This window comes from Janthinobacterium sp. GW822-FHT07A03 (assembly GCF_058798815.1).
Window position 1 is genome coordinate 1 of sequence record NZ_JBXAKW010000011.1, and the last position, 15604, is coordinate 15604.

Genomic DNA, 15604 nt, shown 5'->3' on the forward strand with positions numbered 1-15604 from the left:
CGGCCAGCAGCGGACAGTCGGCAATTGACCAATCAAGCTTTACTCAGAAAGTCAGCATGTCTTACCGTGATCCTTTTGATGTAATTTCATCCACCGTTGATCTGGATGATCCGGCAGAGCACGATGATGCTCAACGCTTTATGGTTAACGCCCTGGCTCGGGTGATCGAATGTCTACCCGTTACCGCGCAATCTTCTGTTTTGGCTGCTAAACGATATCTTGAGGGCGCGGCAACGGATAGCGAGGCCTTAGCTGTCCGGGTGAGGCTTTGGGAGACCATCCGAGGACGCGATATGTCGGATGACCCTGAGGTGTTGCGTATCAGAACCACGATTTGTGCGCTGCACGGCATGGACGCTGAAGCACCTTACGACAAGTTGGAGTACTTTCTGTTTTTTTGGGAGCGCAGCGGCTTAAGCATGGTCGAGCTAGCTGGAGCTATGTTCGACACATACGGCGTTGTTTATCACGACGCTTAATCTGCTGCGGTGGCATATGTCGAATGCGTCAGATCTATGTCTGCTTCGGGGCGGAAGCGGACGGTGCCATTGCAGCAAAACGCCATCGGTAGCTTAGACTCCCCTGATCCATTGTTCTTGAAAAATGGGACCCCGATGGATCATGTACGAGGCCTGGATGTTCTCCCAGACTCCAGGTGTGCGATCTCCTAGCTACCTGAGCCAACGACGAGATCGGGTCTGCCCGCGCCCTGGCGATCCCTTGGCACGTTGCAAGACAGTGCCGCCAATCCATAAGCGAGAAAGATAATCATGTTGGATAAGAAATGGTGGCATAACGCCGTCGTGTATCAGATCTACCCACGTAGTTTCCAAGACAGCAATCACGATGGGGTCGGTGATCTGGCCGGCATCATCGGCAGACTGGACTACCTGCAACATCTGGGAATCAACCTGATCTGGCTGTCGCCGGTGTACCGGTCGCCGATGGACGATAACGGCTATGACATCTCCGACTATCAGGATATCGCCGCTGAATTCGGCACATTGGCCGAGATGGAGCAGCTGATCGCAGAGGCGGCCAAGCGCGACATCCGTATCCTGATGGATCTTGTGGTCAACCACACCTCTGACGAGCATGTTTGGTTCGTCGAGGCGAAGAAATCCAAGGATAGCCCCTACCGTGACTACTACAACTGGCGCAATGCAGGCGCCGATGGCTCCCCGCCCGACCAGCAACGTTCGTATTTTGGCGGGAGTGCATGGGAATACGATGCCGCCAGCGGTGAATATTACTTCCATCTTTTCTCGAAACGACAGCCGGACCTGAACTGGGAAAATCCCCAGGTACAGGAAGAGGTGCATCGCATGATGAACTGGTGGTTGGACAAGGGCATCGGCGGCTTCCGCATGGATGTGATTGATCTCATCGGCAAACAGGTCGACCAGCAGATTATCGCCAACGGTGCACAACTGCACCCGCTGCTGCAGCAAATGCACCAAGCGACCCTGGCCGCACGCGATGTAGTGACGGTGGGCGAGACATGGAGCGCCACCCCGGAGATCGCCAAGCTGTATTCCGACCCGGCGCGTCAGGAGCTGTCGATGGTCTTCCAGTTTGAGCACATCACCATGACCCACGATGCCAAGGAGGGAAAATGGAAGCCGCGGCCATTCGATCTGTTTGAATTCAAGCAGATCATCAGTAAGTGGCAGACCGAGCTGGCCGATGCCGGCTGGAATTCACTGTTCTGGAATAACCACGACCTGCCGCGCGCCGTATCCAAATACGGAGATCCCGGCCGCTATCGGGTCGAGTCGGCCAAGATGCTGGCCACCGCGCTACATTTTCTCAAGGGCACCCCCTACGTCTATCAAGGCGAGGAAATAGGCATGACCAATGTCCGTTTCGATTCCATCGACGACTATCGCGACATCGAATCGCTCAACCTCTACCAGGAACGCACGGCCGCCGGCGTGTCACCGGAGACGATGATGGCCGGCATCCACGCCAACGGACGGGACAATGCACGCACCCCAATGCAGTGGAACAGCACGGACAACGCCGGTTTTAGTAGTGGCACGCCATGGCTAAAGCTGAATCCAAACTACCCCGAGATCAACGTCGCGGCCGCGCTGGATCAACCCGATTCGATCTTCTTCCACTACCAGAAGCTGATCGAACTGCGTAAGCACTGGGACGTCATGGTTTACGGAGAATACCTGCCGTTGCTGGAGCAGCACCCGCAGGTGTTCGCCTATCGGCGCAGCTTGGGAAGCCAACAGCTGGTTGTCGTCAACAACTTCTCCGGCGAACACGTCGAACTGGATCTGCCGGCGATGCTGCACGGCATTGCCGGGCAAGGCTTGATCAGCAACTATGCCCAGCGTGACAGCTTGACCGACCACCTCAGCCTGCAGCCATACGAATCGTTTGCGATCGCGTACGATGCTGTGCAATCACATCGAGTCGCGCGATCGTCTGGGTAAATGGCGCTGGGTGGTCGAACGCACACTGGACTGGCTGCACCACTTCCGCCGATTACGCATCCGCTACGAACGCCGTGCCAATATCCACCGGGCGTTTCTCTCGCTTGCCTGCATACTCATCTGCTAGAGATACATTCAGCGGTTTTGTTAGGCGTTCTTAGTGAGTCAGTGTTTGGGCCCTGTAGTCTACCTGATCGACCTCCGACGGGTTGCTAATACGGCAGAACCCAAAATCTTCTCATCCTAAAAAAATAACAATAAGAATCATTGCAATAATGCCACTTAATACAAATCCCCAGTAAAATTTTCTTTGAAAATCAGACATTTCATCGAGACGTTCTCCCAGATCTTTCGTAAAAATATCTTTATATAATTCTTTTTCACTTTTTTTACTATTCATTTTATTTTCTCGGAAATTTTTTAAATATATAGCTCACTGGTGTATAGCCAAATCCCGATATGCCTGCGAAAATTGTTATTACAGTGGCCCCGTCATAAGAGTGGGCAATTGTCCTCTAATCCTTCTAAAATTCCTAAGTAATGATTGTATCTGCTCCGCCGATGATATATCCAACCATTGCTATCATGGGGAATCCCGTTGACGGGTGAATCGCCACCAGCAGCTTAGACTCTCCTGCCCCATGGTTCTTGAAAGATGAAGAGCCGATGATCGGGTTGAGACCTGGGTGTTCTGCCAGGCGCCTCGTGTTCGACCTCGTAGCTGCCTGATCCAACGACGAGATCGGGTCTGGCCTGTCTATCTCCCCTGCCCTGCAGCGGCTATGCATGATTACTGCACACGCTTCTCGAACACTTCTTTCATGACTGGCACCGACGAGAACGCATTCGGCCAGCCAGCATAGAACGCCAGGTGCGTGATCGCTTCGGACGCCTGGGGCTGGGTCAAGCCGTTATCCATCGCGCGATTCAGGTGGTAGGCGATTTGGGGGAAATGCCCTGACGCGATGAGCGCGCTGACGGTAGCTAAGCTGCGGTCACGCGGCGCCAATCCTGGGCGCAGCCAAAGGTCCTTAAAAAGAGTATCTGTGGTGAACTGCACTAGCCCCGGTGCGACCTTGCCAGCACTTTGCTCCGCCATTGCCGCGCGCTGCGCTTCCGCAATCTCGTCGATCTTCAGGAAAGTAACTGCCGCACCTGGTAACGACCCCGGAGCCACAGAGCGTCGCTCAAAGATCGGTTGCGCGATGGTGACCGCCGACATGGCTGTGCCCCAACCGGAATAGAAAGCCAGATGCGTAATAATTTCGGAGATTTCCTCTGCGTTCACGCCGTTGTCGAGCGCGAGATTCAGATAGAAGCCAACCTCCGCAGTGTGGTTGCGTGCGATCATGGCCGATAGCGTAACGATGCTGCGATCACGTTTCGACAGGTCCGGCCGTTCCCATAAGTTTCCGAACAAGACATTGTCGCTGTAGCTGTCAAGTGCTGGTGAAATGGCCTGCGTGGCTTGCCGCGCTTCCGACGCTGCGGCGTTCGTTTGTTGATTCAGGTCTGTCATGGAATGCCTTTCAATGAATGATTAATCGCTGGTGCGCGTGGCCAATGTAATGGACGGTCCGAAAGTCAACAGCGGTCCAAGTTCTTTCATCACGTCGGCAACATGGGGATGCGTCGCGTGACTGTTGACCGCCGCCTCATCGACCCAACCGTCCAGGATGAAGAAGGTGTTCGGCGTGTCGAGCCGCTGGTACAGGTCGTAATACAGACACCCCGGCTCTGCACGTGCCGGCTCCACGAATCGCAGAATCAGGTCGCGTACGCGCTCGCGGTCCTTCGAGTCGCAGCGCAGTTCGCAAATGATGTGGCGTTCGTTTGATTTAGCATTGTTCATGGCTCGCCTTTCAGTTCTTGCCAGCGTAGACGCGCGTCATGCCGCCGTCGACGATTAGGTCGATGCCGCGAATGTAGTTGTTCGCATCGGACGCCAGGAACACGACGGCATTACCGATGTCGCGCGTGGTGCCGACCCGTCCCGCCGGGATCTCCGTGGACACACGGGCCACGTAATCGGCCACGTCCTGGTCGCTCATTTTCTGTTCCTTACCGTAACCCTCGGTGGGAACAACGCCGGGGCTGACGGTGTTGACGCGGATGTCGCGGTCGCGCAAGTCTGTGGTCCAGCTGCGAGCGAGCGAGCGTACTGCCGCCTTGGTCGCGGCGTAGACACTGAAGCCTTTCAGGCCCATATCGGCGGTGATGGAGGCGTTCAGGATGACGGATGCACCGTCGCGCAGCACCGACAAGGCAGTTTGCATCGTCAGCACGACGCCTTTGACGTTGATCGACAGCTCGCTGTCGATCTGCTCTTCCGTCAGTTCCACCAGTGGTGTGGCGTGTCCGCCGCCTGCGTTGGCGAACAGAATGTCGAGCTGGCCATGCGCCTGCTTGATGGTGTCTGCCACGCGCTGCATATCCGCCTTGACCGACGCATCGGCCTGGACGCCGACGGCGCCCTTGCCCAGCTTTGCCACGGCGGAGTCGAGCACTTCGCGGCGACGACCGGTGATGTAGACGGTGGCGCCAGCTTCGAGTAGGCATTGGGCCGCGCCAAAGCCGATGCCCGTCGTGCCGCCAGTGACGAGCGCGATGCGCCCGTTGAGGGTATTTGTAACCATGATATTTCCCAGAGTGGAAGAGAGCGGTGCGCGCCCTGCGGTGACTACTGTCAGGCCAGACGCGCGGTAAATGGGACTGCTTAGCGGTTGATGGACTTCATCATCTGCGCGTTGTAGCGCTCGCCTTGTACCGGCACCCTTGCAAGCACGTCTGCCAGCGCCTTGAGGTCTTCCGGGGTGAGAACAACATCGGCGCCGCCGACGTTCTCTTCTAGGCGGTGCAGCTTGGTTGTGCCAGGAATCGGCGCAATCCACGGCTTCTGGGCCAGCAGCCAAGCCAGGGCTACCTGTGCCGGCGTAGCATTCTTGCGTGCGGCGACTTCCCCGATATGGGTCACGAGATTATGGTTGGCCTCGCGGGCTTCATCGGCAAAGCGCGGCAAGTTGTTGCGCACGTCGCCTGTTGCAAAGGTCGTGCCGGCATCGATCTTGCCGGTCAGGAAGCCTTTCCCGAGCGGGCTGAATGGAATGAAGCCAATACCCAGCTTTTCCAGCAGCGGCAGGATTTCGTGCTCTGGCTCACGAGTGAACATCGAGTATTCGCTCTGCAGGGCCGATACCGGCTGCACGGCATGGGCACGGCTGATGGCATCCACGCCGGCTTCGCACATACCGAAATACTTGACCTTGCCCGCGGCGATCAGGTCGCGTACGGCGCCAGCCACATCTTCCATCGGCACGTTTGGATCGACACGGTGCTGGTAGAACAGGTCGATGCAGTCCGTTTTCAGGCGCTTGAGCGACTCTTCGGCGACCTGCCGGATACGTTCGGGGCGGCTGTCAAGGCCTGCGGCAGGGTTGCCGTCCTTGAAGCCAAACTTCGTGGCGATAATGACCTTGTCGCGGAACGGCGCGACTGCTTCGCCGACCATCTCTTCGTTGGCCTGGCCATACGCTTCGGCGGAATCGAACAAGGTCACGCCGCGCTCGTAAGCAGCACGGATCAAAGCGATGCCATCACTTTTATCGGTGGCCGGGCCGTAACCAAACGTCAAACCCATGCAACCGAGTCCGATCGCCGACACTTCCAAACCACTATTTCCCAATTTACGTTGTTGCATGCCGTACTCCTGAAAGTGCCGGCTAAGGAGGTGTGGAGGTAGCCGGCAGAACCTATGAACGAACTATAAGCTTGCACGATCCCTGCGAGAAGCCATATACTTCGATTGATGATATGCAAAATTTCGATAAATGGAACGAATTAATCTCAACAATGTGGCAGCGTTTGTCGTCGTTGCGCGGGAGCGCAGCTTTACCCGGGCGGCCGCCCAGCTCGGTCTATCTCAGTCGTCCTTGAGCCATACGATCAGCGCGCTGGAAGCGAAGATGGGGATGCGTTTACTGACCCGGACGACGCGCGGTGTGTCACCCACCGAGGCTGGGGAGCGCCTGTTGGCTAGCGTCGGCCCCTACTGCGAAGCCATCGAGTCCGAGCTGGCTTCACTGAGTGAGGAGCGCGACAAGCCGGCTGGCACGATCAGGATCAGTTCGCACGATCATGCGGTTCGAACGATCCTCTGGCCGAAGCTATCCAAACTGCTCCCCGCTTATCCAGACCTAAAAGTCGAGTTTTCGATACACTACGGGCTGATCGACATCGTTGCCGAACGATTCGATGCAGGTGTGCGAGTAGGCGACCAGGTAGCCAAGGACATGATCGCTATGCGGATCAGCCCGGATTTCAATATGACCGTGGTCGGCTCGCCTTCTTATTTTTTGGCGCGAAAACCGCCGTTGGCCCCACAAGACCTGACGGAACACAGTTGCATCAACTTGCGCCTACCGACACATGGTGGGCTGTTTGCATGGGAGTTCGAGAAAGCAGGTAAGGAGCTGAACGTTCACGTGCAAGGCCAGATCATCCTGAATACGTCGCCGGAAATCGTGACAGCTGCGCTGGAAGGGTATGGCTTGGCCTATATACCGCAGGATGTTGCTGACCGGCACATCGCATCTGGCCACCTGTTGCAGGTGCTGGAAGACTGGCGTCCGACCTATCCCGGCTACCATTTGTACTATCCGAGCCGGCGCAATGCGTCGCAGGCGTTTTTGCTTGTGCTAGACGCGCTGCGTTTGAAGGCCAAATAAGCAGAAGTGGCGAACGACCGCTACCGGGTGGAAGCGGACGGTGCCATTAGGGTAAAACGCCATCGGTCGCTTGGACTCTCCTGATCCATAGGTCTTGAGCGTTGAAAAACCGATGAATCGTGTTTGGAGCCTGGGTGTCCTACCAGACTCCTGGCGCGCGATCTCCTAGCTGCCTGATCCAACGGCGAGATCGGGGCTGAGTCTATCTCCCCTGCCCTGCAGACACTCCTACCGCGCGCTAGCAAAAGCAGGCCTTCCCTAGCCATAACTGCCGGCGAAGGATGGCATAGCTGGCCGAGGCAACAGCAGAGCGCCTGCTTCTGAGCGCTACCTCGGCACAGTTGGCTACGATAGACTAGCCCGTCATTAGCTTCGTGCGCTCGGCCAGATCGGGGACTTTGCACGCTGGCAGTTGAGTTGCGCTCATGGCCAGCGCGACATGGCACCAGACGGTGTCACGCCAAAACAGAAGCTTGCCTTGGCCGCTTAACCTCTACTTTTAGTCCAATCTAAAAATGGGGGGATTACCATCAGAGTCGTGAATGGATGATTAAAACTATTCACTACAAGAGGCCACCCGATCGTATATGCTGGCTTCAACATCATTCCAGGGGCAAAGATTAATATGCATCAGATAACACTCGAACAAGATCCATACTCCTATGCAGTCAGCCGCCTCGCGCATGATTCGGTAATTCCCGATTGGGTCGACGGAAAAGGCTTTGTCACCATCAGCCGCTCGCGCCAGGAGCTATCGATCGTCTGCAGGGCCGACCGCGTACCCGCAGGCATTCAGTCCGAACAGGATTGGGTATGTTGGCGTTTCGTCGGTCCGTTCGCTTTCGGCGCCACGGGCATTGTCTTGTCAGTTATCGAGCCGCTCTCGCGCGGCGGGATCGGCATCTTCGTTGTATCAACCTTCGACGGCGATCATCTATTGCTTCAGAGACGCGATCTCGAACGTGCGTTACCGCTGCTGACCGCAGCAGGACATCGATTCATAACCTATGACGAAAAATAGCGTGTGCACAGAATCGCACGGGATCACAAACTGAGCCCAGCCCTCGCCCGTATCACCGAAGCCGAAGTGCCGGCACCTTGAACGTAGCCACAGCACTCGTCAAACAGTCCAACTTGCGGAAAGCATTTCGAGACGCATGTGCACAGTGCGGGGGGGCTGATATCCAAAGCGCGCTGATGCCGCGAAACACCTCGATCTCCCATTTTGCTTAACAGGGCTTTCATTCACACGTTGGTGCTTCTTTGCCGCACCAACGCCTCTGCGCGCCGCAACAACGAATGTCGATTTCATCCCAACTAACAACTTCCCACGAAAATTGATCTCCACGGCTTTTTCCCGTAGTGTCGTTGACGATGACAATTTGGACATAACGCTAGTGCATTTTCGGGCATGTCGTCGCCATGTTCTGCGAGTGGGACAATGTGATGAACTTCTAGGTATGGCTCCCCATTCGCCTTTTTAATAAATGGCGCCAATGCCCCACAGCCTTCACATTTACCGCATGCGCGCTCTAAAACTTCGGCGACTACGTCAGGATCTCGATCAAATACTATTGTCATCACATAGCGAACGTCTGGCTTCCGGATCTTCTTTGCAGCTAACCGAGTTCGTCGAGCATCGCGATCATCGCTCATCACTTTTCGAGTTCGCTTTTCAAAATCGTCACGAATGACTGCGGCTTCATCGCAGGGTGCATCCGGCTCACAACGCTGACACAAGCGATTGAACGATACCTGCCCTGGTACATTTTCTTTTACCCAGTTCGTGATCGCCTCATGGTTCAAAGAGCAGAGTTTGGTTATACGGGGGCAAGATCACATCGTTTCGGATCATCTCGTCGCAATCGATATATAGACATTGTTAAAGGAGGTGCTACCTCGTATCGAGATCACCTCCTACCGGATCTTATCTTACTCCGACAACAACATATTCAGCACCTTCTTTCTTGATGTCGACATGTACTTGCTTCCCCACCTTCAGTTTGCCAAACAGAGCCAGATCTTTTACTGTGAAACCCATCGTCATTGGTGGCCAGTTCAGGCTTTGAATCGCTTCATGTGCCAAGATCACCTTGCCCTTGGCCGCATCGACCTCCTTGACGGTGGCGACGGCGCTATGGGTGATTGTAGGACGGTGACTGGCGTCGGTAGTGGCCATCATTTCTGTGCAATCTTTGGTCGCCATGCCCTTCATAGCCTGGCAACCTGGCCGTTCCATTTTTCCGTCTTTCACTGCCATTGGCGCTTGTGCAAACACCGGACCGGCAATACACATGACCAGTAGCAAAGGGAGTTGTAAAGTGTTTTTCATGATGGTTCCTTTGAGTAACTAAAAAATAGATTTCCTCCCACAAGCTCTCTCAAGCTGCGAGCACCTTGCGCCTGCCTAGTAAGCAACATCTGTAGACAACCGCTTGCCCATTGCAGACCGCATCGCCTTACGACGAATCAACAGGTAGACCGCTGGCACGACGAACATCGACAGCAGCGGCGCCGTGATCATGCCGCCCACCATCGGTGCGGCGATGCGCTGCATCACTTCCGATCCTGTTCCCGTCCCAAGCATCACCGGCACCAGCCCGGCAATGATGACGGCCACCGTCATGGCTTTCGGCCGCACGCGCAACACAGCGCCTTCGCGGATGGCGTTCAGCAAGGCCGCCTCGCCGTGCGCGCCCTGCGCCTGTTTCGCCTCCCATGCCTGTTTCAGGTACAGCAGCATGATCACGCCAAATTCTGCCGACACTCCCGCAAGTGCGATGAAGCCCACGCCGCTGGCCACCGAAAGGTGGTAGCCCAGCAGCCACAGCAGCCAGATGCCGCCCGCCAGCGCAAACGGCAAGGTCGCCATGATCAGTGCGGCTTCGTCGACGCGGCCGAAGGTCAGGTACAGCAGCACGAAAATGATCAGCAAGGTGGCGGGCACGACGATTTTCAACTTCGCCGTGGCCCGTTCCAAGTATTCGAACTGCCCCGACCACGACACCGAATAGCCGGGCGGCAACTTGACCTGCGCAGCGACCGCGCGCTGCATCTCCCGCACGGCCGAACTCAGGTCGCGCCCATGGATATCCACGTACACCCAGCCAGACAAGCGCGCGTTCTCGCTTTTCAGCATGGGCGGACCATCGGCGATGCGAATGGAGGCCACGTCGCCCAGGCGTATCTGCGCGCCCCGCTCCGTCAGCACGGGCAGCTCGCGCAGTTTCTCGACGGAATCGCGCAGCTCGCGCGGGTAGCGCACGCTGATGGGAAAGCGCTGCAAGCCTTCCACCGTTTCGCCGACGTTCTCACCGCCGATGGCGCTGGCGACGATACTTTGCACATCAGCAATATTCAAGCTATAGCGGGCCGCCGCGTCGCGGTCTATCTTGATGTCGACATAGCGCCCGCCGTTCAGGCGCTCGGCCAGCGCCGAGGACACGCCGGGCACCTGCTTGACGACATGCTCGATGCCGGCCGTGATGCGGTCGATTTCCTGCAAGCTGGCGCCCGCCACCTTGATGCCGACGGGGCTCTTGATGCCCGTGGCCAGCATGTCGATGCGATTGCGGATGGGCGGCACCCAGATATTCGTCAGGCCCGGCACGTGCACGGCGCGGTCCAGCTCCTCGACCAGCTTGTCGGGCGTCATGCCGGCCCGCCACTGCGCGCGCGGCTTGAACTGTATCGTCGTTTCGAACATTTCCATCGGTGCCGGGTCCGTGGCCGTCTCGGCACGGCCCGCCTTGCCGAACACCGTCAGCACTTCCGGTACAGTCTTGATCAGGCGATCCGTCTGCTGCAGCAGTTCGGCCACCTTTCCCGCTCCCAAGCCGGGCAAGGCCGATGGCATGTACAAGAGGTCGCCTTCGTCGAGCGGCGGCATGAATTCACCGCCCAGGCGCGACATCGGCCACGCCGTCAGCAGCACAGTCAGGCCCGCCAGCAGCAAGGTAGTTTTCGGACGCCGTAACACCCTGTCCAACAAAGGGCGGTACAACGCGATCAGCCACCGGTTGAGCGGATTGCTGTGCTCAGCAGGGATGCGGCCGCGGATCAGATAACCCATGAGTACCGGGATCAGGGTGACGGCTAGGCCGGCGGCGGCCGCCATGGCATAGGTCTTGGTGAACGCCAGCGGGGCGAACAGTCTCCCTTCCTGCGCTTCCAGGCTAAACACAGGAATGAACGACAGCACGATAATCAGCAAGGAGAAGAACAAGGCGGGGCCCACCTCGGCGGCAGCGTCGCCGATCACGTTCCAGTGCGTTTCACCCTGCAACTGCTGTCCTGGGTGCGCGTCGTGCCAGGCTTCGATATGCTTGTGTGCGTTTTCAATCATGACAACGGCCGCGTCAACCATGGCGCCGATCGCGATAGCGATGCCGCCCAGTGACATGATGTTGGCATTAACGCCTTGGTAATGCATGACGATGTAGGCGATCAGGATACCCAGCGGCAGCGAGACGATGGCCACCAGCGCCGAGCGCAAGTGAAACAGGAACACGGCGCAGACAAGGGCCACGACGATGAATTCCTCGATCAGCTTTTGCTGCAAATTGCCCACGGCGCGCTGGATCAGGCTGGATCGGTCATACACGGACACAATCTCCACGCCGGGCGGTAAGCCCGCTTTCAGTACGGCCAGCTTGGCTTTCACAGCGGCAATGGTTTCCAGCGCATTCTTGCCCGAGCGCATGATGATCACGCCACCCGCCACTTCGCCCTCGCCGTTCAGTTCCGCAATGCCGCGCCGCATTTCCGGCCCCAGCTGCACCGTGGCCACGTCGCCCAGGCGTACTGACACGCCCGCGTCCGTCGTTGCCAGAGGAATCTTGCGGAAATCATCGAGCGACTGCAGATAGCCCGAGGCACGTACCATGTATTCCGCCTCGCCCAGTTCCAGCACGGCACCACCCGTTTCCTGGTTGGCGCGCTGCACGGCGGCAATCACCTTCCCGTGTGGAATGCCGTAGGCGCGCAGCTTGTCTGGATCCAGCACGATCTGGTACTGGCGCACCATGCCGCCAATGCTGGCCACTTCCGACACGTTCGGCAGCGCCTTGAGCTCGAACTTGAGGAACCAGTCCTGCAGAGCGCGCAGTTGCGCCAGGTCCTGCTTGGCGCTGCGGTCGACCAGCGCATACTCGTAGATCCAGCCCACGCCCGTGGCATCCGGCCCCAGCGCCGTCTTCGCCTGCGCCGGCAGACGCGACTGCACTTGACTCAGATATTCCAGGACGCGCGACCTTGCCCAGTACGGGTCCGTGCCATCCTCGAACAGGATGTAGACGAAGGAATCGCCGAAAAAGGAATAGCCACGCACGCTTTTTGCGCCCGGCACCGATAGCATCGTGGTCGTCAACGGATACGTGACCTGGTTTTCGACGATCTGTGGCGCCTGTCCCGGATAGCTGGTGCGCACAATGACTTGCGTGTCGGACAGGTCGGGGATCGCGTCGAGCGGCGTGTGCGCCAACGACCAGGCGCCCCAGGCCGCCAGGAAAATAGTCGCCAGCAGGACGAGGAAGCGGTTGCCTATGGACCAGCGTATCAGCTTGGCAATCATGGCTTGCCTCCCGGCATCGCCATGCCGCCCATGGATGCGGCGGCAGGCCGGATGGCTGTGATGACGAAGCCGCCCTGCGCGCCCTTACTGAAAGCAAAGTCCACCTTGTCGCCCACGCGGAGCTGCGCCGGCAAACCGCCCGACGGCAGCTTGAACGCCATCGTCATTGGTCCCCATTGCAGCGACGCGACAGGGCCGTGGGAAATGATGATGTCTTGCGGGCCGACCTGCTCCACCGTGCCCGCCGCGTGATGTTGCGCCACGGCGGGCGTCGCGTCGGCCGCAGGCATGCCGCCCATGCGCGTGATGGTGCCCTTCAGGCTGGCTTCGGAATCGACGAGGAACTGGCCCGATACCACCACTTTCTGCCCGGCAGCCAGCCCTGTACGGATTTCCGTCATGCCATTGCCCTCGGCACCGGTTTGCACCTCGATCGGAGTAAAGCGGCCGCCCTCCCCGGCCAGCATGACGACCTTGCGCGTACCCGTCTGAATTACAGCTTCCGAGGGCAGCAGCAGAACGTCGGTAGCCGCCCCAGGCGCGAAATTGAGCGTTGTAAACATGCCGGGCAGCAACTGGCTGCCAGGATTGGCCAACTCGATGCGGGCCGTCACGGTGCGGGTAGCTGCGTTCACTTCAGGCAAGATCACGCTGACCTTGCCATGGAAAACCTTGCCGGGCAGCGCCTGCGCGCGCGCTTCGACCGGCGTGCCTGGACGCACCGTGGCCGCAGCGCTCTCGGGCAGTTCGGCGTTAACCCACACGTTGGCCAGGCCGTTGATGCGGAACAACGGTGCGCCGGCGGTGACCGTCATGCCTTCGCGGGCCGCCAGCTCGGCAATGACGCCGCCGATGGGTGCCATCACCGTCAGCCGCGCGTGTACGGTGCCGCTCGTTTCCACCAGGCGGATCTGCGCCTCGTCCATGCCTGCCAGGCGCATGCGCTGGCGGGCTGCATCAGCCAGGCCAGCCGCACCTTCGCCCCGCATGCGGCGGGCGGCGAGGAATTCTTCTTGCGCGGCGATCCAGTCCGGTACATACAGTTCAGCCAAAGCCTGGCCTTTGCGCACGGGGTCGAACGGCGCGCGCACGGCCAGGCGCTCAAGGAAGCCGCCGCTGCGCGCCTGAACGACGGCCACGTCACGCTCGTTGTAGGCCACGTTGCCGACGGCCGCCAGCGGTACGGACAGTGCGCCCGAAGTGACGAGCGCCGTGCGCACGCCCAAATTTTGCTGCACGCGGGGATCGATGCGGATGCTGCTGTCATCGTTGGCGGCATCGCTGTCTGCATAGACAGGAACCAGCTGCATGTCCATGAACGGTGATTTGCCTGGCTTGTCGAACTTCTGGCCCGGCACCATGGGGTCGTGCCAGTACAGCGGCGTCCTGCTGCTGGCAACTGCCGGTGCAGCGTGGGTGCCGTTGGCAGCGCCGAACTGATAGGCGGAGTAGCCGACGGCGGCAAAGCTGGCTGCCAGCACGGTGACGATGGCGAGTGTTTTTTTATTGCTCATTGCGGGTGCTCCAGGTCTTGCTGGGTGTCAGGAAAGAGGAAACGCAGTTGCGCCCAGCGCTGGGCAGTGTCCATCTGCAGTCGTACCAATTCAATACGTGCATCCATCGTGCCGCGCCGGGCGGCCAGCACGTCGGCCAGCGTGCCCTTTCCACCCCGGTAGGCTGCCAGGGCAGCTTCGCTGCGCTGTTCCAGCACGGGCAGCAGTTGCCGCGTGTAGCGCTCGGTACGTTCACGCCCATTCTTCCAGGCGATGAGTAAGGCATGGGTGTTGGCGGCATCGTCGCGCATGGCTTCTTCGCGCTCATCCTTCGCCTGCTCGGCCAAGGCCAGTTTCGCCGCCAAGTCGCGGTCCTGGCGTTGCGGACGGTCCCACTGCAGGGGGAGCGACAGGCCCACGGAAAGCATGTTGCCGTAGGCGCTGCCGCGTTGCTGGAAGGCTACCTCGACGCTCCAGTCCGCATGGCGGTTCGCCTGCGCCAGGTGCACATCAGCTTGCGCTGCCTCTTCCTGCCGCGCCAGCACGGCGATCTGCGGGCGGCGCGCGCTTTGGGCGTCGAGTATGGCCGGATCGAGGCCGATGTTGTCCAGGTCCGGCAAGTCGGATTCTGCCAATTCGCTTTCGTATCCCGTCCAGCGGGCCAGCGCATTGGCGGCCACGTCGAGGTCACGCCGGGACTGACTGCCGCGGTCTTCCAGCACAAACAGGGCGGCGCGCGCGGCCAACAGATCGGCCTGGCTGCCGCGCCCGCCGCGATAAGCGGCCTCGGCAGCGTCGATTTCCTGGCGCGACAGCTCCAACTGCTTGGCCAGCACGGTGGCCACCTTCCGGTTGTAATACACGTTCAGCCAGGCGATTGCTGTCTCGCGCTCGATGGCGGCCAGGGCCACCTGCTTCTGTGCCTGCGCCTTGCCCGCTTCGCGTTCCTGGCGGACAGCGCGCCAGTGCAATTTATCGGTGCTGGTCAGTTCCTGCGCGATGCCGATGCGCCGCATGGTCATGGCATCGCTATTCAAATTAAAGCGGTCGTGGCCGCTCAGCGGAAGGTTGTCGATGCCAGCCTTGAGGACGGGATCGGGCCGCTGCCCAACCGCGATGGCCATTTGCTGCGCGGCGGTCACCGCTTGGTCTTGCGCAGGCAGCTGCCGCGACCGGGCGACGGCCTGCCGCAGCGCCTCGTTGAAAGTCAGTGGATGCGGCGCGGCCGCTGCCAGCAAGGGCAATGCCAGGGCGAATGCAAGCGCCGTCTTGCGCCAAGGGCGAAGACGCGCTGCGCGTGCGTGCGTCTGCACGCAGTACGAGAGTGACATGGGATCTCCAGAATGCAATGGACAATAGCGTCACACC

Annotated in this window: 14 protein-coding genes and 1 pseudogene; 5 read left to right on the forward strand and 10 right to left on the reverse strand. The window is 59.1% G+C overall.

The genetic code is table 11. The annotated features are described in order from the left end of the window. The 3 genes and pseudogenes from AC1RJW_RS26115 to AC1RJW_RS26125 all read left to right on the forward strand — a co-directional run. On the forward strand, nt 1-479 hold a 479-nt coding region (locus AC1RJW_RS26115), incomplete at its 5' end, for a hypothetical protein (RefSeq protein WP_493047500.1). Between the two features lie 291 nt (nt 480-770). Further along, nucleotides 771-2447: a glycoside hydrolase family 13 protein gene (locus tag AC1RJW_RS26120; protein ID WP_493047501.1), complete on the forward strand. Its 1677-nt coding sequence runs from the start codon at nt 771-773 to the stop codon at nt 2445-2447. Continuing rightward, nucleotides 2422-2574: pseudogene (locus AC1RJW_RS26125) on the forward strand (transposase); the annotation flags it as partial. The gene AC1RJW_RS26120 and the pseudogene AC1RJW_RS26125, both read left to right, overlap by 26 nt. Before the next feature lie 111 nt (nt 2575-2685). Here AC1RJW_RS26125 and AC1RJW_RS26130 read toward each other — a convergent pair. The 5 genes from AC1RJW_RS26130 to AC1RJW_RS26150 all read right to left on the reverse strand — a co-directional run bounded on the left by AC1RJW_RS26130 (nt 2686) and on the right by AC1RJW_RS26150 (nt 6144). Beyond that, nucleotides 2686-2847, reverse strand: coding sequence for a hypothetical protein (locus AC1RJW_RS26130; RefSeq protein WP_493047502.1), 162 nt, complete (start codon nt 2845-2847; stop codon nt 2686-2688). Nucleotides 2848-3237: 390 nt separating this feature from the next. Beyond that, on the reverse strand, nt 3238-3966 hold the full coding sequence (locus tag AC1RJW_RS26135; protein WP_493027872.1) for a carboxymuconolactone decarboxylase family protein: 729 nt from the start codon (nt 3964-3966) through the stop codon (nt 3238-3240). 21 nt (nt 3967-3987) lie between these two features. Beyond that, nucleotides 3988-4299: a putative quinol monooxygenase gene (locus tag AC1RJW_RS26140; RefSeq protein ID WP_493027871.1), complete on the reverse strand. Its 312-nt coding sequence runs from the start codon at nt 4297-4299 to the stop codon at nt 3988-3990. Between the two features lie 10 nt (nt 4300-4309). Beyond that, on the reverse strand, nt 4310-5083 hold the full coding sequence (locus AC1RJW_RS26145; RefSeq protein ID WP_092797981.1) for an SDR family oxidoreductase: 774 nt from the start codon (nt 5081-5083) through the stop codon (nt 4310-4312). 80 nt (nt 5084-5163) lie between these two features. After that, a complete protein-coding gene (locus tag AC1RJW_RS26150; protein WP_493047504.1) occupies nt 5164-6144 on the reverse strand; it encodes an aldo/keto reductase in 981 nt (326 codons plus the stop codon). Nucleotides 6145-6274: 130 nt separating this feature from the next. Here AC1RJW_RS26150 and AC1RJW_RS26155 point away from each other — a divergent pair, with 130 nt between their 5' ends. Together AC1RJW_RS26155 and AC1RJW_RS26160 are read left to right on the forward strand one after the other, a co-directional pair. After that, entirely contained in the window at nt 6275-7171 is an 897-nt protein-coding gene (locus AC1RJW_RS26155; RefSeq protein ID WP_092797983.1) for a LysR family transcriptional regulator, read from the forward strand. A 625-nt stretch (nt 7172-7796) separates the two neighbouring features. Beyond that, nucleotides 7797-8192 (forward strand): ACT domain-containing protein, encoded by a 396-nt coding sequence (locus AC1RJW_RS26160; RefSeq protein WP_092797984.1) that lies wholly within the window; start codon nt 7797-7799, stop codon nt 8190-8192. A gap of 296 nt (nt 8193-8488) precedes the next feature. Here the strand turns inward: AC1RJW_RS26160 and AC1RJW_RS26165 are convergent, their stop codons facing one another. The 5 genes from AC1RJW_RS26165 to AC1RJW_RS26185 all read right to left on the reverse strand — a co-directional run bounded on the left by AC1RJW_RS26165 (nt 8489) and on the right by AC1RJW_RS26185 (nt 15567). Continuing rightward, nucleotides 8489-8827, reverse strand: a complete 339-nt coding sequence (locus AC1RJW_RS26165; protein WP_493047505.1) for an HNH endonuclease — start codon at nt 8825-8827, stop codon at nt 8489-8491. 271 nt (nt 8828-9098) lie between these two features. Then, a complete protein-coding gene (locus tag AC1RJW_RS26170; protein WP_493027869.1) occupies nt 9099-9503 on the reverse strand; it encodes a copper-binding protein in 405 nt (134 codons plus the stop codon). A 75-nt stretch (nt 9504-9578) separates the two neighbouring features. Further along, the gene (locus AC1RJW_RS26175; protein ID WP_493047506.1) at nt 9579-12743 is read right to left on the reverse strand and encodes an efflux RND transporter permease subunit; all 3165 of its coding nucleotides are present in this window, start codon (nt 12741-12743) and stop codon (nt 9579-9581) included. Continuing rightward, on the reverse strand, nt 12740-14257 hold the full coding sequence (locus AC1RJW_RS26180; protein WP_493047507.1) for an efflux RND transporter periplasmic adaptor subunit: 1518 nt from the start codon (nt 14255-14257) through the stop codon (nt 12740-12742). The genes AC1RJW_RS26175 and AC1RJW_RS26180 overlap by 4 nt, the downstream gene beginning before the upstream one ends. After that, complete coding sequence (locus AC1RJW_RS26185) at nt 14254-15567, reverse strand: TolC family protein (RefSeq protein WP_493047508.1); 1314 nt, start codon at nt 15565-15567, stop codon at nt 14254-14256. The genes AC1RJW_RS26180 and AC1RJW_RS26185 overlap by 4 nt, the downstream gene beginning before the upstream one ends. Nucleotides 15568-15604: the final 37 nt, after the last annotated feature.